Origin of the sequence: Nonomuraea sp. NPDC047529 (assembly GCF_040642995.1) — a bacterium.
GTDB lineage: Bacteria > Actinomycetota > Actinomycetes > Streptosporangiales > Streptosporangiaceae > Nonomuraea.
Genome location: NZ_JBEYTJ010000007.1, coordinates 145,049 through 167,008, shown reverse-complemented (window position 1 = coordinate 167,008; position 21,960 = coordinate 145,049). Strand labels below are relative to the sequence as shown.

Below are 21,960 nucleotides of genomic sequence, written 5' to 3'. Positions count from 1 at the left end.
TGTCCCGGGCCCCGCCCAGGCACCGCGACCGCCTGAGACGGCGGAAGCGGCGCCCCACGTCGTGCGGCGCCGCTTCCGTTCGACGCTACTTGCGCTTGCCGACCTCTTCGGTGAGCTGCGGGACGACCTGGTGCAGGTCGCCCACGACCCCGTAGTCGGCGAGCTCGAAGATCGGCGCCTCCGGGTCCTTGTTGATCGCGATGATGGTCTTCGCGGTCTGCATTCCGGCCCGGTGCTGGATGGCGCCCGAGATCCCGGCCGCGATGTAGAGCTGCGGCGAGACCGTCTTGCCCGTCTGGCCCACCTGGAACTGGTGGGGGTACCAGCCGGCGTCCGTGGCGGCGCGCGAGGCGCCCACGGCCGCGCCCAGCGCGTCGGCCAGGCCCTCGATGACGGAGAAGTTCTCGGCGGAGCCCACGCCCCGGCCGCCGGAGACCACGATCGCGGCCTCGGTCAGCTCGGGCCTGGCGCCCTTCTCCTGCTTGACGCGCTCGACGATGCGGGCGGCCTTCGCCGCCTCGCTCAGCGCGACCGACACCTCCTCGACGGCCCCGGCGCCCGCGGCGGCCTGCGGGGCCGTCGAGTTCGGGCGTACGGCGACGATCGGGGTGCCCCTGCGCACCTTGGAGTGCACGTTGACGCCGCCACCGAAGATCGACTGGTCGGCCACGAAGCCCTCGGACAGGCCCACGGCGTCGGTGATGACGCCGGAGTCGGTCTTGACGGCCAGGCGACCGGCGACCTCCTTGCCCTCGGCCGTGGCGGCCACGAGCACCGCGGCGGGCGACTTCCCGGCGACGAGCTGGGCCAGCAGCTCGGCCTTGGGCGCCACCACGTGGTCGACGATGTCGGCGGACGCGGCGTCGTAGATCTTCTCGGCGCCGTACTCGGCCAGCTTGGCCTTGGCGGCGTCGCCGAGGCCGGGGCCGGCCCAGACGGCGGCGGGCGTGCCGAGCGAGCGGGCCAGGGTCAGCAGTTCGAGCGTGACCTTCTTGACCTCGCCTTCGACCTGCTCCACGAGAACGAGAATCTCCGACATATCAGTAAAACCCCCGTTCTCAGATGAACTTCTTGGAGGCGAGGAAGTCGGCGGCCTTGGAACCGCCGTCGCCCTCGTCCTTGACGATCGTGCCGGCGGCGCGCGGCGGCGCGGCGGCGAAGTCGACCACCTCGGACCAGGCGGCACCCAGGCCGACCTGGGCGGCGTCGATCTCGGCGTCGGCGATGGCCAGCGTCTCGACCGGCTTCTTCTTGGCCGCCATGATGCCCTTGAAGGACGGGTAGCGCGGCTCGTTGATCTTCTCGACCACGGACACGACGGCCGGCAGCGTGGCCTGGACCTTGTCGTAGCCGTAGTCGGTGATGCGCTGGACGCTGATCGAGGAGCCCTCGACCTCGACCTTGTTGGCCAGGGTGAGCTGGGCCGTGCCCAGGCGCTCGGCCAGCATCGCGGCCAGCACGCCGGTACGGGCGTCGGTCGACTCGGAGCCCAGGACGACCAGGTCGAACCCGATCTTCTTGAGCACCTGGGCCATCGCGTACGAGGTGGACAGCGCGTCGGAGCCGTGCAGCGCGTCGTCGCTCAGATGGACGGCCTTGTCGGCGCCCATGGCCAGGGCCTTGCGGATGGTCTCGGTGGCCTTGCCCGGGCCCATGGTGAGCACGGTGACCTCGCCACCGTGCGCCTCCTTGAGCTTCAGCGCCTCCTCGACCGCGTACTCGTCAAGCTCGTTGACCACGCCGTCGACGGCGTCACGATCGAGCGTGTTGTCATCGGACCGCAGCTTGCGCTCGGTCGCCGTATCGGGGACCTGCTTCACGCAGACGACGATGTTCATGGCCGGTGGCCGACCTCCCGTGTTCGCGTGCGCCCACCGCGTCGCTGCGATAGGCGCCGAATGCAATGCTGACCAGACTGCCAGGTTCCCGACGGGCTCCTGACACGGGGTGGGTCAGAGTCGTGCCCTGGCTCCCGCGGTCATGTTACCCGTGGGTAGCTTACGCGCAAACCGGCGGTTCCCGCGAAAAGCCCTCCCGTTCCCACCATACCGAACTTTATTCGGTACGGTCCGACCGCCCCCATGGGGAAGTCAGGCGGACAACAGGAACACGATGCCCACCACCAGGGCCGTACCCGCGAACAGGGCCAGTGTGAACGTGCTGAACACCGCGGCGAGCCCGAAACAGAGCCCCACCACCCCCGCCACGCTCACCAGGTCGGTCACCATCCGGCTCCGCCGGAACGGCCCCCGCGAGAACAGCGCCACCCCGGCGTCGCTCACCACCCCCAGCGCGTAGGCGGCCAGCAGGAAGAGCGCCACCTCCGGCAGCGGCCCGCGGGCGGCCGCCGCCAGCAGCGACACGAACAGGCCCGAGCCGATGAGCCATCGCCTGCGCACCTTCTCCCGGTGCCGCGCCCTGGACTCCTCGACCGACCTGCGACGGCTGTCGCCCGGCCGCCACTCTCTCGTGCTCATGTCGTCGGCCGGCCGGGGACCCACCGCCGTGGCCGAGGGACGGGGACCGGCCGGGCGTACGTGCGGGACGGCGGCGACGCCCAGCCGGGCGCAGATCCGCGCGGCCGTGGGACGCGCGGCGGGGTCGGTGGACAGGCACTCGCGTAACAGCGGCGCCAGCCACTCCGGCACGCCCTCCAGGTCGGGCGGGTGGTGCACCACCCGGTAGGCCACCGCCGAGGCCGGCCCCTGCCCGTACGGCTGCCGCCCGGTGGCGGCGTAGGCCAGCGTCGCGCCGAAGGAGAACACGTCGGCCTCGACGCCCGCGCTCCCGCCTTCGAGGATCTCCGGGGCCAGGTAGCCGGGCGTGCCGACGACCGCGCCCGAGGCCGTGACCGACAGCGAGTCGAGTGCGCTGGCGATGCCGAAGTCGATGACGACCGGGCCGTCCTCGCTCATCATCACGTTGGCCGGCTTGAGATCGCGGTGGACGACCCCGGACTCGTGCATGGCGAGCAGCGCGTCGGCCAGCCCCGAGGCCAGGGCGGCCAGGTCGGCGACCGGCACGGGCACGGCGCTGAGCGGGCGGCCCTGGACGTAGCGGGTCACCAGGTAGGGCCTGGAGCCGTCGAGGGAGGCGTCGAGCACCTCGGCGACGTGCGGACCGCCGACCCGGCGCATGGTCTCGACCTCGCGGTCGAGGCGGCCGAGCGCGAGGCCGTCGGCCGCGACGTGCGGATGCAGCACCTTCACCGCGACCGTGCGCCCCTGGGCGTCGAGCGCCAGATGGACCTCACCGAAGCCGCCCGCGCCGAGCCGGGAGAGAAGCTCGTAGGGGCCGAGGCGCTCGCTCATACCTCATCTCTCCCCCGCCACGCCGAGGGGGACACTCAGGACCACGGGGTCAGGAAGCCCAACCCCAGTCCGTCGAGCAGACTTTCGATCAGACCGGTGATCAGCCCGATCGTGCTCTGCCTGGCGTCGCTCGCCAGGCCGTCGATCACGCTCTGCGGGGCCCGCCAGGGCGCCCAGACCGGGTCCTGGCCGAGCGCGAACATCGCCGCGAACAGCGCCGCCGTGCCCACCGCGACGACCGCCACCAGCGCGGCGCCGGGGCTGCGCAGCACGCCGGTGAGCGTGCGGGTCACGGCCTTGCGCGGCGCGCCGCCGCCCGGCAGCACGAACAGGCCGCCGGCGAACGCGCCCGCGGCGAAGGCGGCGGCCTGGTTGGTGCCCATGCCGCCGGCCCAGTGGAGCGCGCCCCAGACGCACGCGCCGAACAGCAGCGCGAGCGGCACGTGGACCAGCGTCACCAGCGCGGCCTTGACCAGCGCCCACGGCGTGCCGACCAGCGCGAGCAGCGGATCGGCCGAGCTGCTGCCGCGGATCTGGCGGCGCTTGACCATGTCGCCGAACAGGTACTCGCCCACGCGCAGCACCACCGCCAGCGCGACGGCCACCGCGCCCACCACGACGGGCATCATGACCGTCAGCGCCACCAGCGTGACCAGCAGCAGCAGCCCGGTCACCTGGGCGCCGAACAGATACCTCTTCCGCTCCGCCGGCGGCACGTGGCTGCGCGGCTGGGGCGGCGGCGTGTAGGGGCGCGGCTGCGGCGGCGGCGCCGGATAGCCCGCCACGCGCTGGTCGGTGCGCGGCACCGGGCGCGCCGACGTCGGCGCGGGCACGTAGGGCGGCGGCCGCTCGTCGCGCCGCGCGGGCGGCGGGGGTGGCGGGGGCGGCGGGGGCGGCGCGGCCTTGCGGTACTCGACCGGCGGCAGCAGGTCGGAGAACGTGTCCATGGCGCGCGTACCGCTGCCGATGCGCTTGGTGCCGGTCGGCCCCTCGAACTCGTTGAACGTCGTCACCGACGGGTCGAGCTCCCTGGCCATCCGCAGCAGCTCCTGCGCGCTCGGCCGGGCGGTGGGGTCGACCCGCAGCGCGCGCGACAACCAGCCGCGCAGCCACGCGGGCGCCCGGTCGAGCTGGGCCCGCCCCTCCATGATGTTGAAGCAGACCGCCTCGAACGTCCCGGTGCCGAACGGCGGCGCGCCCGTGGCGGCGAAGAACACCGTCGAGGCCAGCGCGTGCACGTCGGCCGCCTGGGTGATGTCGCTGTCGCGGATGATCTCGGGCGCCAGGTAGCCCGGCGTGCCGACGAACATGCCGGTCTGGGTCAGCCGGGTCGCGTTCACCAGGTGGGCGATGCCGAAGTCGATGACCAGCGGCTCGCCGTCGACCAGCATGACGTTGGACGGCTTGAAGTCGCGGTGGATCACGTCGGCCGCGTGGATGGCGACCAGCGCCTGGCACAGCCCCTGGGCCAGCCTGATGACCTGCCGCGCCTCCAGGGCGCCCTCGCTCAGCACGGTCTCTTCCAGCGTGCGGCCCGGGGCGAAGCGGGTCACGACGTAGGGCTGGCCCCCCACCAGCTCGGCGTCGATGACCTCGGCGACGTGCGGGCTGCGCACCCGTCGCATGGTCTCGACCTCGCGCGTGAGCCGGTCGCGGGCCTTGAGATCGGCGGCCACGTGCGGGTGGAGCACCTTGATGGCGACCTCGCGGCCCTCACCGTCGAGACCCAGGTGGACGACCCCCATGCCGCCCTCGCCGATCTTTCTGACGATGCGGTAGGGGCCGAGGCGTTCCGGCGCTTGGATGCTCATCGCCACCTTCCTCGGCTCAGCCGCCCTTCAGGCTGGTGAGCTGCTTCGTCACGGGTGTGACGTCCAGCGGACTCCATACACTCCCCCTTGGCGTGTCCCCGAACGTGCCATAGGCGAGGATCAGCGAGAGCGCGGCGCCCACCGCCAGCACTCCCGCCATCACCATGGCCGCTGTTCTCGAGGGTACGAGCGATGAGAGCGTTCTGCGCATCTGCCGCCCCGGGCCCTCGACGCCCGGCCCCGCGCAGAGGGTCCAGAGCGCGACCGCGGCGCCCCACGCGAGGGCGTTGGCCGAGTCCATCTTGACCACCACGCTGAGCAGCAGCGTCACCGGCAGGCCGAGGATGAGGGCGTACAGGACGAGGGCGAGCGTGATGCCGACGGACTTGGCCAGCGCCTGCGGCCGGGCGAAGACCCTGAGCACGTCGAGCGCGGCGGCGCCGGCGGGCCGGCGGCCGTTGAAGGCCGGCTGGGCCAGGTCGGCCGCCCGCAGCAGCACGGCGATCGGGATCGCCACCACCGCCACCAGGACGGGCGCCGTCACCGCCGCCACGATCATGAGGATCAGCAACATCGCGCTCGCCACCCCGTACGCCTTCGAGCGCTGCAACGTCTGCCCCGGACGCGCGCCCGGGTTGTACGGCTCGTGAGCGGCCTGCGGGTCATGGGGCGGATATTGCTGCTGCACCGGGATGTAGGGCGGCGGCTGCGCGGGCACCGGGCCCGGCCTGCCGTAGTCGTGCTGCTCGGCCGCCGCGTTGCCCCGCCGGTAGTCGATCGCGTCCGGGCCGGCGTTGACCCGTCCGTAGTCCATGGCTTCGGGGACGACGTTGGCACGGCCGTAGTCCATCGGCTCCGGGACGGCGTTGGCGCGACCGTGGTTCACGGGTTCCGGGCCGGCGGCGTACCGGCCGTGGTCCACCGGCTGGGGGCCGGAGCTGAGCCGGCCGAACTCGGCCGAGTCCGGGCGTACGCGCCGGGTGGGCACGTCGGCCTCGTGGTGGTCGACGTGCGGCTGCGGCTGGGGGTGGAGCGGGGGCTGCTGCTGCGGCCAGGGCTGGCTGGGCCCGGCCTCGCGCTGGATCTGGCGAAGCTCCTCCGGCGACACCCGGCGGGTCGGCCACGGGTCACCCGCGCCCGGCAGCTCCGCGCCGTGGTCGGCCGGCCCGGCGCCCTGTCCGGCCAGGCCCTGGCCGGGAAGCCCCTGGCCGGGAAGCCCCTGGGCCGGCGGTCCCTGAACGGGCAGCCCCTGGGCGGGCGGTCCCTGGCTGGGCAGCAGCGAGACGAAGTGGGGGTCGGCGGGCGGCTGGACCGGCTGCTCCTGGCCGTCGATCAGCCGGCGCGGCGTCATCGGCGGCGTGGAGACGTCGTAGGAGGGCTTCTCCCCCACGAACGGCGCCCGCCTGGTCGGGTAGTCCTCGGGCGCGTCGGGCCGCGGCACGGTGGAGATCTCGTCGGGCCCGCCCAGCGGCGGCCTCGGCAACATCCGGGCCGTCTGCTCGGCCAGGTCGGCGGCCTTGGGCCGCTTGGCCGGGTTGCGCTGGAAGCCCGCCTTGAGCAGCGGCTGCAGCTCGGACGGCACGCCGCTGATGTCGGCCTTGCCGGCGGTGATGTTGTAGAAGATCATCTCCAGCGTGCCCTTGCCGAAGGGCGGCTGGCCGGTGGCGGCGTAGAGCAGCGTGCCCGCCCAGGCGTGGATGTCGACCTCGGGGCCGGCCTCCTGGCCTTCGATGATCTCGGGCGCGAGGTAGCCGGGCGTGCCGATGAACATGCCGGTCTGGGTCAGCCGGGTCGCGTCGACCGCCTGGGCGATGCCGAAGTCGATCAGGACCGGCTCGCCGTCGAGGATGAGCACGTTGCCCGGCTTGAGGTCGCGGTGGATCACGCCGACGGAGTGGACCTCCGACAGCGCCGAGGCCACGCCATGGGCGATCCGGACCAGCGCGGGCAGGTCGAGCGGCCCGTCGTCCTTGACGATCTCGTCGAGAGGACGGCCGGGCACGTAACGCGTGACGATGTAGGGACGATGACCGGTTACGTCCGCATCGACCACTTCTGCAATGAATTTGCTGCGGACCCGGCGCATGGTCTCGACCTCACGCGAAAGCCGCCGCCTGGCGACCTCGTCACCGGCGACCTCTCCGCGCAGGACCTTGACCGCCACCTGCCGGCCCTGAGGGTCGACAGCGAGGTGGACAACGCCCATCCCGCCTTCACCGAGCCGCCTGAGCAGCCGGTAAGGGCCTAGTCGGTCATCGTTCATGGCATGAAGCACCATACCGGCTTAATCCCCGCCCACGAGATGAACCATGAGGCCACATTCCCAGTCGTACAACGTCCGATACGGCCTCATCGGTTTCCCATCCAACGGTCTCGAATTGGCTTCAGTTCGGCTTCGGCGCCTTCAGGTGGTCAGGGACAGGACCTCGGCGCCCTTCAGCCCGGCCAGCGTGGCCCCCGGGACGGCGAGCTTCGACCTGCGCAGGCCGCTGCCGATCACCACCCTGGGATGGGCGGCGACGTGCTCGTCCACCAGGACGGGCCAGTCGGAGGGCAGCCCGAGCGGCGTGATGCCGCCGTACTCCATGCCGGTCAGCTCGACCGCGTCGGCCATCGGCGCGAAACTCGCCTTCCGGGCGTCGAGGTGCCTGCGCACCACGCCGTTGACGTCGACGCGCATCGTCGCGAGCACCATGCAGGCGGCGTAGCGCGTCTCGCCGCCGCGCTTGGCGGCCACGACCACGCAGTTGGCGGACTCGTCGAGCCGTACGCCGTAGCGTTCGCAGAACGCGGCCGTGTCGGCCAGGTCGGGGTCGATCTCCGTCACCTCGGCACCCTCGATGCCCGGGACGGCGAGCGCCACCGGCTCGGCCAGCAGGTCACCACGGTCGGTCGCGGGCACCCAGTGCAACGTCATCCTCGTCTCCTCGATCGCTCTTCCCGACCGACCCTATGCCGGTCGCGGAAGCAGCGTGCGACGTCACGTGGACTGCAACACCCGCTGGTGCAGCAGGGTGACGACGCTGCGGGCCGACTCCATGGCGCCTGCCTGCCAGGCGATCAAGTGGGTGAGCCAGTCGCCCGCGAAGTAAACCCTTCCGGCGGGGCGTTGCAGAAGAGTGAAGGACGAATCAAAGGAGGGCCAGTACATCCAGCCTCCCTGGATGTGCTCCTGACGGTGCCAGGCGATGGAGACGCTGGACAGGAGGTCCTGACGGTATTTGTCGCCGTGGATCTTCCTGCCCTGGGTGAGCGCCTTGCGCCGTCTGTCCTCGGGGGTGAGGGAGCCGTACAGCTCGGCGTTCTGCTCGGTGTTGTAGTAGCCGACGATCAGGCCGCGTTCGGAGTGGTAGCCGTGAGAGGGGTACCAGATGTGGGTGATGTCCAGGTCGGTCTCGGTGACGCCGCCGTAGATGCGGTCCTCCAGCTCCCACCAGCGCCTGCCGTACTCCAGGCCGATCTTGCCGGCGGCGATCGGGATGGGGGTGCTCAGTGCGCTGGTGATCTGCGCTCCGAGGTTGTGCGGGATCTTGGCGAGGAGGTGCGGGGGGAGGGTGGCGACGCAGTAGTCGGCCTTGACGCTGCCGCCGCTGTACGCCACCTCGACGCCGTCGTCCAGGGTCGTGATCCTGGTGACCTTGGCGCCGGTCCTGATGCGGTCGGCCCCGACGGCCTCGGTCAGCTTCCTGACGATCGCGTCCATGCCGCCGACCGGCTGGAACATGGGGGTGGCCATGTCGTAGCCGAAGTCGTTGGTGATGGCGCGGCCGGTGGCGGCGGCCAGGACGTCGTGCAGGGTGCCGGGGGGCGGGACGGGGGTTCCGGTGTCGAGCGCCGGGTACTTGGTGAACCCGCGCCGGGATGAGCCCTCGTAGTCGAGCTTGGGCCCCAGGTCGCCGAACCGGCGGAGGAATTCGAGCAGGCGCTGCCGGTCGTCGGCGGTGATCGCCTTGTCGAGCGCACCGATATTTGTGGCTTTGGCCAGCAGTTCTGCGACATATCCGTACATGTCGGCTCGGGCGGTGCGGGCCCGCACGGTCCTGCCGTTGGTGTGGACGTACGCGGAGGCGTTGTTGTTGACGAACGTCTCGATCGGGACGCCCAGCTCGCGGCAGTAGTCGAGGGTGACCATCCAGGGGGCGATGCGTCCGGGCCCGGCGTTGAAGTAGACGCCCTCGCCGAGCCTGACGTCCTGGGCCGGGCCGTTCAGCTCGGTCAGGCGGTCGCCGCCGCGCAGCGTGAGGTTCCGGCCGCCGGCCCTGTCCCTGGCCTCCAGCAGGGTGCAGTCGTAACCGGCCTTGCCCAGCTCGTACGCGGCGGTCAGCCCGGCCACGCCCGCGCCGAGGATCACCACCTTGGCCGCGCCCTTGCCGCGCAGGGAGAAGTCGCCGGGGCGCGGCGCGGCGAACTCCTTGTCCTGCTCGGAGGGGGCAAGCCCGAGCGCGCCCATGGCGGCGTACATGGCGCCCGCGCCGCCCACCGCCCCGATCCCGACGAGCAGCCCCCGCCGGGTCAGCGCCGCGCCTTCCACCGTCACCCGCTCCCTAGGTCAGCAGTAACCGACATGTCAGCCGTAGGGCCCGCTGCCGCAGGCCACCTGGCCGCCGATGGTGGCGAAAATCCCGAGCAACGCCATGATCTGGCGGAAGTCGTCGGTGGTGAACTCGGTGTGCCGCGAGCCGACGGTCTTCACGCCGGGCACCAGCGCCACCGCCGCCGCGATGGCGGTCGAGTTCCACTCCACTCCCAGCGTGTACGGCGCCTCCACCCGGTAGGGCGTGAAGTCGCTCAACCTGGAAAGCCCGCGAGCGGCGGCCTCACGAATCTTCGCCTGGGCGACGCTCGGCGGCAGCAACTCGGCCGAGAACTTGTCGATCCCCTTCTTCACCGCGACCGTCTCGACGTCGCCGAGCAGCTCGCGCGCCTCCTCGCCGACGGCCTCGTCCCCGGTCACCAGCACCACGGGCACGCCGTGGAAGCCCGCGCACGCCGCGACCAGCCGGGTCTCGCCGCACAGCTCGCCGTTGAGGTAGACGTTCTGGATCTCCTTGCCCATCCACGTGTGGTTGAGCACGCCGTGCTGGACGCCGGCCCTGGCGTGGTAGCCCACGAAGCACGCGGCCTGGAACGTGCCGTCGAGCCCCTGGGCCATGCGCTGGGCCTTGCCCGGCCCCCTGATCAGGGTGGCCCGCGGGTCCAGGAGGTCGATCCGCAGGTTCTTGGTGGACCCGTGCGCGTCGTTGACCAGCACCGACCCGGCGCCGGCCGCGAACGCGCCCTCGACGGCGGCGTTGGCGTCGGCGGTCATCAGCTCGCAGCCGCGGTCGTAGCCGCGCTTGCCGGCGTGCATCTCCTCGGGGTCGGTCAACCCCGTCACGCCCTCCATGTCCACCGACAGATAAACCTTCACGCAGTCAACTCCTCGTACTTCACCGGATCCGTCCCGTGGACGGTCACGCGCCCCACGTCTCCACCTGCCGCACCTCGGCCTCGGTCATGAGACCGACCTTGGAGGTCAGGAAGGCGGCCGCCTCCGTCCGCCACGGCTCGGGGATCTCCTCGATCGCCGGCGGGTAGCAGTGGTCGAGCCAGCTCGTGGACTCCTCGGTGGCCTCGAAGTGGTCGAGGGCCTTGGCGAACAGGGACCGTTCGATGCCGGGGACGCGGGCCAGGCCGTACTCGATCATCTCCTGGCCGCCGTAGGGCGGCGGCTGCAGCCACTTGCGGGCCACGGGACGGTCGGCGGTGACGGGCGTGTCCAGGGGACGGCGCTCGACGGCGGCCTGGATGAGCTCCTTGTACAGGCACTTGCCGCAGGTGCGGCAGGGGCCGTCGGTGCCGCGCAGGCACCAGCGCACCTGGTCCTTGAGCTCTGAGTTCAGGGCCAGCCGCATGGTGACGGCCTCGCTCACGCCGCCGACCGGGAGCACGATGTGCACGCCCGCGGCGGCGAACAACCGGCCCCACGCGCCGTGCGGCGCCCACATGGGGTTGTCAGGCGTGAACCGCAACAAGTAACGGTCGCCGCCGAGCCAGCGTGAACCGAGTTCATAGCCGAAGCCCAGGCCACCGAGGTTCATCCGGTCGGCCAGCAGCAGCGCCCCCGCCGCGACGGCGTGGTGCTCCGGATAGCCCGGACGCGGCTCGGCGAGGGTGAACTCCAGGTCGGAGGTGACGGTGGTGAGCTCGCGGCCGGTCCGCTCGGCGAGCTTGGCCAGCACGTCGGAGCGGTAGTGCGTCCACCGGTTGGGCACCCTCGGATGCGGCACCCGGCGGAAGTGCACGAACGGCGCCGACGGATGGATGGCCGCCGCGGCCACGGAGTCGGCGCCGCCGCTGTAGGAGATGGCGAGCCTGTTCCCGGCCCGGCGGGGCTCGGCGCCGACCGGCCCGGCCTCGATGCCCCAGCCGTCGTGCAGGGCTCCGGCCACCTCCGCGGAGACGGCCCGGTCAAAGGTGATCCGCCGCCTGGTCCAGGGCGCCACGATCGTCCAGGCGGCCACGGCGAACAGGTCGGGGTGGGCGTCGGCGGGGACGCCGCCGATCGAGCAGGAGTTGGTGGCCAGCTTGACGGGGTGATCGTCGGCCGCCCTGCCGGTGATCTCGTCCTCGGGGTCGAGGCGGAAGGTCAGCTCGCCGCCGGACCAGGTCACGCGCACGGCCGGCCCCCCTCGGCGGCCCCGGGGACGCGGGCTCTCAGGTCGTCGACGGCCTGCCAGACGAGCACCTCGTTCTGGAGCACGCCGTCGAGGGCCTTCGCGGTCTCCTGCGCCAGCCGGTGCGCGTCGTCCAGCTTGGCCTTGTCGATCAGCGGGGTGATCAGCGGCGGGCGGGCGTCACGCAGGCGCTCGACCTCGCCGTGCAGGGTGGCCATCTCCCTGCGCAGGGTCTGGACCTCCCAGAGCGCGTCCCGGATGTCCTGCCGGTGGTCGGCGACGGAGATGTAACGGGAGTCGAACCACGAACGCACGGCTTGACGCAGCCGGGCGGGGACCGGGACGCGCATCATGGAACGCCACCATACTGGCAAACCCGCTCCCCCCTGGACGGCCTACTCCAAAGGGTTGTATTCGTACGGCGGCCGGACGGTCACCGTCCGGTGAACTTGGGCTTGGCCTTCTCCGTGAAGGCCCGCATGCCGATCCGGGCGTCGTCGGTGGCGAACAGGCCCGAGAACTGCAGGCGCTCGATCTCCAGGCCCGAGGCGAGATCCACCTCGATGCCCTGGTCGACGGCCTGCTTGGCGGCGCGCAGCGCCACGGCCGGCCCGCCGACGAACGTGGCCGCCCACTCCAGGGCCGCCGTGTAGACCTGCTCGTCCGGCACCACCCGGTCGACCAGCCCGATGGCCAGGGCCTCGGCGGCGGCGACGTGCCGGCCGGTGAAGATCAGGTCCTTGGCGCGGGACGGGCCGACGAGGCGGGGCAGGCGCTGGGTGCCGCCCGCGCCCGGGATGAGCCCGAGCAGGATCTCCGGCTGGCCGAGCCTGGCCGACTCGCCCGCGACCCGGAAGTCGGCGCACAGGGCCAGCTCGCAGCCGCCGCCCAGGGCGTAGCCGGTGACGGCGGCGATGACCGGCTTGCCGATGCGGGCCACCGTGGTGAAGCACGCCTGGAGCGTGCGGGAGTGGGTGGACATGTCGGCATAGGACATGTCGGCCATCTCCTTGACGTCCACGCCGGCGGCGAAGACCTTCTCGCCGCCGTAGAGGATCACCGCCTGGACCTGGTCGTCGGCATCGACCTGAAGCGCCGCCTCGACGAGCTCCCGCTGCGTCTGGACGTCGAGCGCGTTCATCTTCGGACGGTCAAGACGGATCGTGGCGATCTGGTCGGCCACCTCGACGCTCACAAACTCACCCATGAGGCGAACCTAACAGAGCGCTCCCCGCTCACCCCGCTGCGGCCGACCTCACCGCGTCGGCGGTCTTCTCGCTGTTCGACACGCGTACCAGCGCCGCCGACAGGCGGACGAGCTCGTCGCCGGAGCCGGCCAGGCGGACCAGGCCGCGTTCCTGTCGGGGCAGCCCCAGCCGGGCGGCGCCGTCCAGCACCCGTCTGTCCAGGTGCGGCGCGACCTGCGGCCAGACGCCCTGGACCTCGCGCAGGAAGATGTCGGCGCCGGTCGGGCCGATGCCGGGGAACTCCCGCAGCAGCTCGCCGATCCGCCCGGGATCGCCCCCCGCCTCGTCGCGCAACCTGCGCAGGTCGCCCTTCCAGCGGTCGAGCAGCAGCTCGGCCCCCTTGCCGAGCATGGTCGAGGTGCGTTCGTCGTAACGCCTGTAGTGGCCGCGGCCGAGGGCGTCCACGCGGTCCTGCCAGCTCGCCCGCGCCATGGCCCGTGGCGTGCGGTACCCGGCCGCGAACAGCTCGCGCGCCGCCGCCACCGCCACCCCGGACGAGATCCGCGCGCTCAGCAGCGTGGCCAGCACGAGGAGCTGGTACAGCGGCCGCGGCCGGTCGGCGAGCTTGATGCCCGCCTCCCCGGCGAACGTCTGGCCGCACTGTTCGAGCAGGGCGTCCAGCACGCCCTTGTCCTTGTCAGCCATGACGCTCCGCTACCCCCGTAGCGGGCGCTCATCCCGGCCCGGCGCGTTTGCCGCCCTGGTCGCGGGGGAGGCGGGGGTTCTCCAGCGGGAAGGAGCTCATCGTGCTGACCCTGACTGACAACGCCGTGGTCGCCATCCGTGACCTGATGGTCGGCGAGGACGTGCCCGCCAATGCCGGCCTGCGGATCTCCCCCAAGCCGGACGAGGCGGGCACCTTGGAGGTGTCGCTCGCGAGCACGCCGTACGCCGGGGACCAGGTCATCGAACAGGAGGACGTCCGGGTCTTCGTGGCCGAGGACGCGGCGCCCATCCTCGACGACAAGTCACTGGACGCCCAGCCGGGCACGCCTGGGCATCCGACGTTCCGGCTGGACCGCCGCACCTGACCGCCGTACCTGAACCGCAGCCCCTGACGGACGCTCCCGGCGGCCCGCCCGGCACCTCAGGGCCGCCGGGAGACCGTCAGTGCGCCTCGCGGCCGGCGCGCACGGCGTCGGCCAGCTCGACCAGCAGGCGCTCGGTCTCGTCCCAGCCCACGCAGGCGTCGGTGACGCTCTGCCCGTACGTCAGGCCCTCCACCGGACCGGGCTCCTGCCGCCCCGGCAGCAGGAAGCTCTCCACCATCAGCCCCGCGATGCCCTGCTCGCCCGCCGCCAGGCGCCCGGCCACCTCGCGGACCACCGCCGCCTGCCGTACGTGGTCCTTGCCGCTGTTGCCGTGGCTGGCATCGATGATCAGCCGTTCCGGCAGCCCGGCCTTGGCCAGCAGCGCGAGGGCGTCGCCGATGGACTGGGGGTCGTAGTTCGGGCCGGTGCGCCCGCCGCGCAGAATGACGTGGCAGTCGGGGTTCCCGGTGGTCGAGACGACCGCGGCCCGGCCCTCGTCGTCGATGCCGAAGAACACCTGCGGGTGCGAGGCGGCCTTGACGCCGTCGATGGCGACCTGCACGTCGCCGTCGGTGGCGTTCTTGAAGCCGACCGGCATGGACAGGCCGGAGGTGAGCTGGCGGTGCACCTGGCTCTCGGGCGTGCGGGCGCCGATCGCGCCCCAGGTGACGGCGTCGGCGATGTACTGCGGGCTGGTGGGCTCCAGGAACTCGCAGCCCACCGGCAGCCCGGTGTCGAGCACGTCGAGCAGCACCGTCCTGGCCAGGCGCAGCCCGCGCTGGACGTCGTGGCCGCCGTCGATGTCCGGGTCGTTGATCAGGCCCTTCCAGCCGATGGTGGTGCGCGGCTTCTCGAAGTACACGCGCATGACGACGCAGAGGGCGTCGCCGAGGTCGCGGGTGACGGCGGCCAGGCGGCGGGCGTAGTCGAGGGCGGCCTCGGGGTCGTGCACCGAGCATGGGCCGACGATGAGCAGCAGGCGGTCGTCGTCGCCGGCGAGCACGTCGCGCACCGCGTTCCTGCTCGCCGCCACCAGGGCCTCGCGCTCGGGGCCCAGCGGCTGTTCACCGATCAGCTCGCGGGGCGTGGGCAGGGGTTCGAACGAGTTGATACGCAGGTCGCTGGTCGTGGTCATGGGCTGTGTCCTCCGCTTTCGATGGGAGTTGCGAAGGCGGTACGGCCCACATCCGTGGCCCCCGGAGCCGTCCGCCTGAACGACGAAAGGCAGAGACGGACGTCTCTGCCTTTGGGCTCCGGGTGATCAGTAAGTCAGCGCATGTGACCTTCGGCTCCACCCGGAGCCGCCACATAGCGCCAAAATCGGCTGATCACTGACATGCTGTTGACGCTAGCAGACGCCCGGTGACGGCTCCAAATCCCGTCCGCTATCCGAGATCGGATTCCCAGCCCGGTTCGCGCAGGTCGCCGAGCCCGTAGAGCCCGACCAGGGTGCCGTCGGCGCGGGTGACGACCACATGGTCGACGTTCGCGCCTTCCATGCGCCTGGCCAGGGCGTCGAGCTGCTCGCTGGGCCGTACGGTGGTGACGCCGGTGTCCATGGCGGCCTCGGCGGTGCCGGTCAGGTCGGCGCCCTTGAGCTGGCGCGACCCGATGACCCCCTGCACCACGTCGTCCCTGTCCACCACGACGGCGAGCCCGGCCGGGTCGGCGACGATGCGTTCGCTGAGCTCCTCCAGCGGGTCCTCCAGATCGGCGATGACCGGGTCGCGCCGGGCGCCCGAGCCCACCAGGACGGCCTCCCCCTCGTACGGCAGGTCGGCCGACAGCCAGTCCATCTTGCCGAGGCCGTAGTCGTGCACGTCGGCGAAGCCGAGCCGGACGAGCCGGTGGGCGGCGCGCGGGCTGAGGTCGCAGAGCCAGTCGTGGCAGTAGACGACGACCGGGCGCGACCGGTCCAGCAGGTCGTCGGCCAGCCGGTCGAGCGAGCCGAGCGGCAGGTGCACGGCTCCGGGCAGGTGCGCCCAGGCGTACTCCCGCTCGGGCAGCACCTCGGCGAGCTGGGCGCCGCGCGTCGCCAGCAGGTCCTGGACGCCCTCACGGTCGATGATCTCCGTCATGAGGCGCTCAGCGCTCCCCGCCGTGGGGCCGTTCGGACTTGGGCCCTTCGGCGCGGTCGCCGCCCACCTTGCGCGGGCTCTTGGCCGGGTCCGACTGGAGTTTCCTGGCCACGCGCTTCTTGAGCTCCTGCTCGCTCATCCCTTGCCGGTCCAGCTGCTTGCGGAGCCGGCGGCGCTCGTTGTCGTAGGAGTGACTTCCGGGTCGAGGCATGACAGCTCCCCCTCTCCTCCGTAGGCCCGCCTACCCAGCCCCTCACCTGGTAGTCCTTCGTATCGGCCCGCCGGGCCCGGTCCGGCGGGCCGTTAAGCGATGAAAAATATCTTCGCAAAGTTCTCGCCAGAGAAGGAAAATGTTGAGACGCTGATCGCGCACCACCCCCCAGTCAAGGAGCGGTTCATGCGCAGAGCGCTGGCGATCGCGGTCGTCGCCTTGTTGCCCTTAACCCAAGTGCCCTCGGCCTCCGCCGAAGAGCCCGCCGACCGGCAGCAGGCATTCGCCGCGGCGGCCGACGAATTCAAGGTCCCACAGAGCGTGCTGCTCGGGGTCTCGTACCTGGAATCGCGGTGGGAGGCACACGCGGGCCAGCCGTCGAACAACGCCGGGTTCGGCCCCATGCACCTGACCGACGCGGCCGCGTACACCACCTCGAACCACCACGGAGAGGGCGAGGAGGACGCCCGCGGCGACGAGACCAGGCCGCTCGCGGCCACCCCGGCCCCCGCCCCGGCGGAGATCCCCGCCTCGCTGCGCACGATGGAGCGGGCCGCGCAGCTCACCGGCGAGAGCCACGAACGCCTGCGCACCGACGACGCGGCCAACATCCGCGGCGGCGCCGCGCTGCTCGCCGACTACCAGAAGAGCCTCGGCGCGCCCCTGAGCGCCAACCCGGGCGAATGGTACGGAGCCGTCGCCAAGTACTCCGGCGCCGAAGAGGCCGACGCGGCCAAGTTCTTCGCCGACGAGGTCTACACCACCATCCAGGAAGGCGCCGAGCGCACCACGGACGACGGGCAGAAGGTCACCCTGCCCAAGGTCCCGGACCTGGAGAAGATCGAGAAGTGGCTGGAGAAGCTCGGCCTGCGCCCCGCGAGGCGCGACGGCGTCGAGTGCCCGGCCTCGATCTCCTGCGAGTGGATCCCCTCGGCCTACCAGGAGCTCCCGCCGGACGACTACGGCCACTACGACCTGGCCAACCGGCCGGTCAGCCAGAAGGTCGACTACATCATCATCCACGACATGGAGGGCTACTTCCTCCCGTCGATCAAGCTCAACCAGGACCCGAACTACGGCGCGAGCTGGCACTACTCGGTCCGGTCCAGTGACGGGCACATCGCCCAGCACATCAAGACCAAGGACGTCGGCTGGCAGGCCGGCAACTGGTACATCAACTCCAAGTCCGTCGGCATCGAGCACGAGGGCTTCCTGGCCGAGGGCAGCACCTGGTACACCGAGGCGATGTACCGCTCGTCGGCCCGGCTCGTCCGCTACCTGGCGCTCAAGCACGGCGTGCCGCTCGACCGCGCCCACATCCTGGGCCACGACAACGTCCCGGGCACGATCCCGAGCACGGTGCGCGGCATGCACGAGGACCCGGGGCCGTTCTGGGACTGGGCGCACTACTTCCAGCTCATGGGCGCGCCGCTGCACCAGCTCGGCGGTCCGAAGTCCGGCTCGGTCATGATCAAGCCGGACTTCGCCACCAACAAGCCCTACTTCTACGGCTGCGACCGCAAGAACCCCGAGGCGGCCTGCCCGCCGCTCAGCGCCGGCACCGTGTGGCTGCGCACCGAGCCGCGCGAGGACGCCCCGCTGATCAAGGACATCGGCAAGCACCCGACCGGCGGCTCGCTCTACAGCGTGTACGACCACAGCGCCCGGGCCAGCACGGGCCAGCGCTTCGCCGTCGCCGACCGTCAGGGCGACTGGACGGCCATCTGGTACCTCGGTCAGAAGGCGTGGTTCAACAACCCGGCGGGCGCCCCGACCGCGGTCCCGTCCATGGGGCTGGTCGTCACGCCGAAGCCGGGCAAGGCGACCGTACCGGTGTTCGGGCGGGCCTATCCGGAGCAGGAGGCGTATCCGGCCGACATCCCGTACCAGGCGGTGACGCCGCTGCAGTACACGTTCTCGGCGGGCGAGAAGTACACGCTGGCCGGGCCGGCCGCCGCCGAGTACTTCCGGGCGGTCACGTTCAACCTGGAGGACCACAAGGTGGTCAGGGGGAAGACGAAGTACCTGGAGATCCAGTTCGGGCACCGCGTGATGTACGTCAAGGCTGACGACGTGCAGGTGACGTTCTCCGGGTGAACTCCTTGACGGCGCGCCTGGTGCTCGCGAGCGCCTCCTGAGAGGAGTCGAACGTACGCTGGGCGACGCCGACGAACACGCAGTCGACGACGAGGAGCTGGCTGATCCTGCTGGCCAGGGCGCCGGGACGGAACTCCGTCTCGCGCCCGGCCGAGATCAGCACGTGCTCGGCCAGCTCCGCGATCGTCGAGCGCGGGTTGTTGGTGACGGCCACCGTGGTGGCCCCCGCCTCACCCGCCCGGCGCAGCGGCTCGATCACGTCGGGGGTCTCCCCCGAGGTGCTGATGCCGATCGCCACGTCGCCCGTCTTCAGCAGGACGGCGCTGGTCAGGGCCAGATGGGCGTCCTGGAAGGCGTGGCTGGACAGGCCGATGCGCAGCAGCTTCTGGGCGACGTCCTCGGCGACTAATCCCGAGGCGCCCACGCCGTAGGCGTCGATGCGCCTGGCCCCCACGATCGCGTCGACGACCAGGCCCAGGCGCTCGCTGGTGAGCTGGGCGACGGTGTCGTTGATGGCCTCCGACTCGGCCCTGGCCACCTTCTGGATGACCTCCGACAGCGGGTCGTCGGGCGCCAGGTCGCCGGGCACGAGCCGGTCGGGCTGCGCGGCGGCCGCGGCCAGGGCCAGCCTGAGCTGGGGGTATCCGGCGAAGCCGAGCAGCCGCGCGGTACGCACGATCGTGGCCTCGCTGGTGCCGGAGGCGGCCGACAGCTCGGTGATGGTGCTGCGCGCGACCGTCGCCGGATCTTCCAGGATGAGCCGGGCGACGGTCTGCGCGGCAGGCGTCAGGGACGGCAGGACACCGCGGACCGTGGCCACCAGATTGTCGGCCCGCAGGCCGTTCCCGCTGTCGTCCACGGTCCTGATTATGCACCGCTCGACCACCGGCCCGACCTCGTCCGGATATATCAGCGCAACGTACCGTTCGTCATACCTACCGGCTCCTCGGGGACGGCGATCAGCCCCAATTCCGCCGGAGTGGCAGCGAACGGGTGATGCGGGACGACCCGGACGGTGTATCCGAAAGCCCCCGTACGGTCGAGCGGCACCCGGCCCGTGTAGTGGGCGTGGCCGTCGTCCTCCAGCGATTCCACCGCCAGCCGGGCGTACCGCGGGTGGACCAGCTCGTCGTGCGGCCCGACCTTGCCGTACGCGGCCTCGACCAGCACGTCGCCGGGCTCCAGGTCGCCGAGGGCGATCGTGGCCCGCAACTCGACCGCGGCGCCCACCTCAGGGGTGTCGCCCACGCCCGACGCCTCGACATGCTCGACCCGCACCCCCGGCCAGGCCCGCGTGACGCGCACCCGCCAGGCCGCGAACGCCCTGGCCGCGGCGTAGGAGTCGGCCGACAGCGCGCGGGCCGACTTGGCGGCCGGGGTGTAGAGGCCCACGACGTAGTCGCGGAGCATGCGCCCGGCCAGCACCTTGGGCCCGAGCGAGGCCAGGGTGTGCTTGACCATCTCCATCCACCTGCGCGGCAGCTCGTCGAAGGGCCGGTCGTAGAAGCGGTCGGACACCTCGTTCTCGATCAGGTCGTACAGGGCGCCGGCCTCCAGCTCGTCGCGCCGGTCGGGGTCGCTGACCCCGTCGGCGGTGGGGATGGCCCAGCCGTTGGTGCCGTCGTACCACTCGTCCCACCAGCCGTCGCGGATCGACAGGTTGAGCCCGCCGTTCAGCGCCGACTTCATGCCCGAGGTGCCGGACGCCTCCAGCGGCCGCAACGGGTTGTTCAGCCACACGTCGCAGCCCTGGACCATGAGCTGGCCGAGCGTCATGTCGTAGTCGGGCAGGAAGACGATCCGGTGGCGCACGTTGTGCTGGTCGGCGAACTTGACGATCTGCTGGATCAGCTTCTTGCCGCCCTCGTCGGCCGGATGCGCCTTGCCGGCGATCACGATCTGCACCGGCTTGTCCGGGTCGAGCAGCAGCCGGGCCAGCCGCCGGGGATCGCGCAGCATCAGCGTGAGCCGCTTGTACGACGGCACCCGCCGGGCGAAGCCGATCGTCAGCACGTCGGGGTCGAGCGCGTCGTCGATCCAGCCCAGCTCGGCGACCGAGGCGCCGCGCTCGCGCCACGACCTGCGCAGCCGCTCGCGGGCGCCCTCGACCAGCCGCCTGCGCAGCTTGCCGCGGATCTCCCAGATCTCCTTGTCGGAGATCTTCTGGACGCCCTCCCAGCCGCGGGCCCGCTCGATCAGCGAGGGCAGCTCGCGGCCGGCCAGCTCCATGAACTCGCGCCCGACCCACGTGGGCGCGTGCACGCCGTTGGTGATCGAGCCGATCGGCACCTCGTCGAGGTCGAAGCCGGGCCACAGGTCCTTGAACATCTCCCGGCTGACCTCGCCGTGCAGCTCGGAGACGCCGTTGACGCGCTGGGCCAGGCGCATGCCCATGACGGCCATGTTGAACCGGCCGGGCTCGGCCTCGGCCCCCAGGGCCAGGATGCGCTCGACGGGCACGGTCGGCCAGGCGGCCTCGCCGCCGAAGTGGCGTTCGATCAGGTCGCTGGGGAAGCGGTCGATGCCCGCGGGCACCGGCGTGTGCGTGGTGAACACCGTGCCCGCGCGTACGGCCTCCAGGGCCTCGTCGAAGGACAGGCGCGACTCGGTCAGCTCGCGGATGCGCTCCAGGCCGAGGAAGCCGGCGTGGCCCTCGTTGGTGTGGAAGACCTCGGGCTCGGCGTGGCCGGTGACGCGGCAGTAGGCCCTGATCGCGCGTACGCCGCCCACGCCCAGCAGGAGTTCCTGCATGAGCCGATGGTCGGTGCCGCCGCCGTAGAGGCGGTCGGTGACGTCGCGGGCGGCGGTGTCGTTGTCGGCCACGTCGGAGTCGAGCAGCAGCAGCGGCACCCGGCCCACCTGCGCCACCCAGACCTGGGCGTGCAGGACGCGGCCCTCGGGCAGGCCGAGCCGGATCTTGACGGGTTCGTCGCCGTCCTTCAGCAGGGTCAGCGGCAGCCCGCCGGCGTCGAGCGCCGGATAGTGCTCAAGCTGCCAGCCCTCCGGCGAGAGCGACTGGGTGAAGTAGCCGTGGCGATAGAGCAGGCCGACCGCGAGGATCGGCACGCCCAGGTCGCTGGCCGCCTTGAGGTGGTCGCCGGCGAGGATGCCGAGACCGCCCGAGTACTGGGGCATCGCGGCGGCGATGCCGTATTCGGGGGAGAAGTAGGCGATGGCGCGTGCGACGTCGGGCAGCGTCTGGTACCAGCGCGGCGATGTCATGTATTCGCGCAGGTCGTCGGCCGCGTCGGCGAGACGGCGGAGGAAACGGCGGTCGGCGGCCAGCTCGTTGAGCCGGGCCGGTGTGACGGCGCCGAGCAGGGCCACGGGATCGTGACCGACCTTTTCCCACAGAGCCGCGTCGACCTCGGCGAAGAGGTCGAGTGTCTCCGGGTGCCAGGACCATCGGAGATTGTGCACGAGCTCGCCCAGGGCGGCCAGCTCCGTGGGCAGGACGGTGCGGACGGTAAACCGGCGGATAGCTCTCACGTTTCTGCACCCTACGGGCTAGGAGGGAC

The 21,960-nt window shown here is 71.7% G+C and carries 19 protein-coding genes; 2 read left to right on the top strand and 17 right to left on the bottom strand.

The genetic code is table 11. The annotated features are described in order from the left end of the window. Positions 1–85: 85 nt before the first annotated feature. The 12 genes from ABZ815_RS13920 to ABZ815_RS13865 all read right to left on the bottom strand — a co-directional run bounded on the left by ABZ815_RS13920 (position 86) and on the right by ABZ815_RS13865 (position 13,670). The gene (locus tag ABZ815_RS13920) at positions 86–1,039 is read right to left on the bottom strand and encodes an electron transfer flavoprotein subunit alpha/FixB family protein (protein ID WP_357697528.1); all 954 of its coding nucleotides are present in this window, start codon (positions 1,037–1,039) and stop codon (positions 86–88) included. A gap of 19 nt (positions 1,040–1,058) precedes the next feature. Further along, a complete protein-coding gene (locus tag ABZ815_RS13915) occupies positions 1,059–1,838 on the bottom strand; it encodes an electron transfer flavoprotein subunit beta/FixA family protein (protein WP_357697526.1) in 780 nt (259 codons plus the stop codon). A 252-nt stretch (positions 1,839–2,090) separates the two neighbouring features. Continuing rightward, positions 2,091–3,311: a serine/threonine-protein kinase gene (locus tag ABZ815_RS13910; protein WP_357697524.1), complete on the bottom strand. Its 1,221-nt coding sequence runs from the start codon at positions 3,309–3,311 to the stop codon at positions 2,091–2,093. Positions 3,312–3,346: 35 nt separating this feature from the next. Then, positions 3,347–5,122, bottom strand: coding sequence for a serine/threonine-protein kinase (locus tag ABZ815_RS13905; RefSeq protein WP_357697522.1), 1,776 nt, complete (start codon positions 5,120–5,122; stop codon positions 3,347–3,349). A gap of 16 nt (positions 5,123–5,138) precedes the next feature. Continuing rightward, positions 5,139–7,328 carry a serine/threonine-protein kinase gene (locus tag ABZ815_RS13900; protein ID WP_357697770.1) on the bottom strand — a complete coding sequence of 730 codons (2,190 nt, stop codon included), beginning with the start codon at positions 7,326–7,328 and terminating at the stop codon, positions 5,139–5,141. A 198-nt stretch (positions 7,329–7,526) separates the two neighbouring features. Then, positions 7,527–8,039: a YbaK/EbsC family protein gene (locus ABZ815_RS13895; protein WP_357697520.1), complete on the bottom strand. Its 513-nt coding sequence runs from the start codon at positions 8,037–8,039 to the stop codon at positions 7,527–7,529. A 63-nt stretch (positions 8,040–8,102) separates the two neighbouring features. Then, positions 8,103–9,659, bottom strand: a complete 1,557-nt coding sequence (locus ABZ815_RS13890) for a flavin monoamine oxidase family protein (RefSeq protein WP_357697518.1) — start codon at positions 9,657–9,659, stop codon at positions 8,103–8,105. Positions 9,660–9,689: 30 nt separating this feature from the next. Continuing rightward, on the bottom strand, positions 9,690–10,532 hold the full coding sequence (locus tag ABZ815_RS13885; protein ID WP_357697516.1) for a M55 family metallopeptidase: 843 nt from the start codon (positions 10,530–10,532) through the stop codon (positions 9,690–9,692). A 43-nt stretch (positions 10,533–10,575) separates the two neighbouring features. Then, positions 10,576–11,781: a DUF6395 domain-containing protein gene (locus ABZ815_RS13880; protein ID WP_357697514.1), complete on the bottom strand. Its 1,206-nt coding sequence runs from the start codon at positions 11,779–11,781 to the stop codon at positions 10,576–10,578. Further along, positions 11,772–12,131, bottom strand: a complete 360-nt coding sequence (locus ABZ815_RS13875) for a hypothetical protein (protein ID WP_357697512.1) — start codon at positions 12,129–12,131, stop codon at positions 11,772–11,774. The genes ABZ815_RS13880 and ABZ815_RS13875 overlap by 10 nt, the downstream gene beginning before the upstream one ends. A gap of 80 nt (positions 12,132–12,211) precedes the next feature. After that, the gene (locus tag ABZ815_RS13870; protein ID WP_357697510.1) at positions 12,212–12,985 is read right to left on the bottom strand and encodes an enoyl-CoA hydratase-related protein; all 774 of its coding nucleotides are present in this window, start codon (positions 12,983–12,985) and stop codon (positions 12,212–12,214) included. Positions 12,986–13,013: 28 nt separating this feature from the next. After that, positions 13,014–13,670: an endonuclease gene (locus ABZ815_RS13865; RefSeq protein WP_357697508.1), complete on the bottom strand. Its 657-nt coding sequence runs from the start codon at positions 13,668–13,670 to the stop codon at positions 13,014–13,016. Positions 13,671–13,771: 101 nt separating this feature from the next. Here ABZ815_RS13865 and ABZ815_RS13860 point away from each other — a divergent pair, with 101 nt between their 5' ends. Next, entirely contained in the window at positions 13,772–14,056 is a 285-nt protein-coding gene (locus ABZ815_RS13860; protein WP_357697506.1) for a Fe-S cluster assembly protein HesB, read from the top strand. 76 nt (positions 14,057–14,132) lie between these two features. Here the strand turns inward: ABZ815_RS13860 and ABZ815_RS13855 are convergent, their stop codons facing one another. From ABZ815_RS13855 to ABZ815_RS13845, 3 genes are all read right to left on the bottom strand, one after another. Next, entirely contained in the window at positions 14,133–15,191 is a 1,059-nt protein-coding gene (locus tag ABZ815_RS13855; RefSeq protein WP_357697504.1) for a 3-deoxy-7-phosphoheptulonate synthase, read from the bottom strand. A gap of 250 nt (positions 15,192–15,441) precedes the next feature. Next, positions 15,442–16,134 (bottom strand): CBS domain-containing protein, encoded by a 693-nt coding sequence (locus tag ABZ815_RS13850; protein ID WP_357697502.1) that lies wholly within the window; start codon positions 16,132–16,134, stop codon positions 15,442–15,444. 7 nt (positions 16,135–16,141) lie between these two features. Beyond that, a complete protein-coding gene (locus tag ABZ815_RS13845; RefSeq protein WP_357697500.1) occupies positions 16,142–16,345 on the bottom strand; it encodes a hypothetical protein in 204 nt (67 codons plus the stop codon). A 186-nt stretch (positions 16,346–16,531) separates the two neighbouring features. Here ABZ815_RS13845 and ABZ815_RS13840 point away from each other — a divergent pair, with 186 nt between their 5' ends. Next, positions 16,532–18,442 carry a peptidoglycan recognition family protein gene (locus ABZ815_RS13840; protein WP_357697498.1) on the top strand — a complete coding sequence of 637 codons (1,911 nt, stop codon included), beginning with the start codon at positions 16,532–16,534 and terminating at the stop codon, positions 18,440–18,442. On the opposite strand, the gene ABZ815_RS13835 is transcribed toward ABZ815_RS13840, so the two are convergent. Together ABZ815_RS13835 and glgP are read right to left on the bottom strand one after the other, a co-directional pair. After that, on the bottom strand, positions 18,405–19,301 hold the full coding sequence (locus ABZ815_RS13835) for a MurR/RpiR family transcriptional regulator (RefSeq protein ID WP_357697496.1): 897 nt from the start codon (positions 19,299–19,301) through the stop codon (positions 18,405–18,407). The two genes, ABZ815_RS13840 and ABZ815_RS13835, sit on opposite strands and share 38 nt — an antisense overlap. Before the next feature lie 50 nt (positions 19,302–19,351). Further along, complete coding sequence (glgP, locus tag ABZ815_RS13830) at positions 19,352–21,931, bottom strand: alpha-glucan family phosphorylase (RefSeq protein ID WP_357697494.1); 2,580 nt, start codon at positions 21,929–21,931, stop codon at positions 19,352–19,354. Positions 21,932–21,960: the final 29 nt, after the last annotated feature.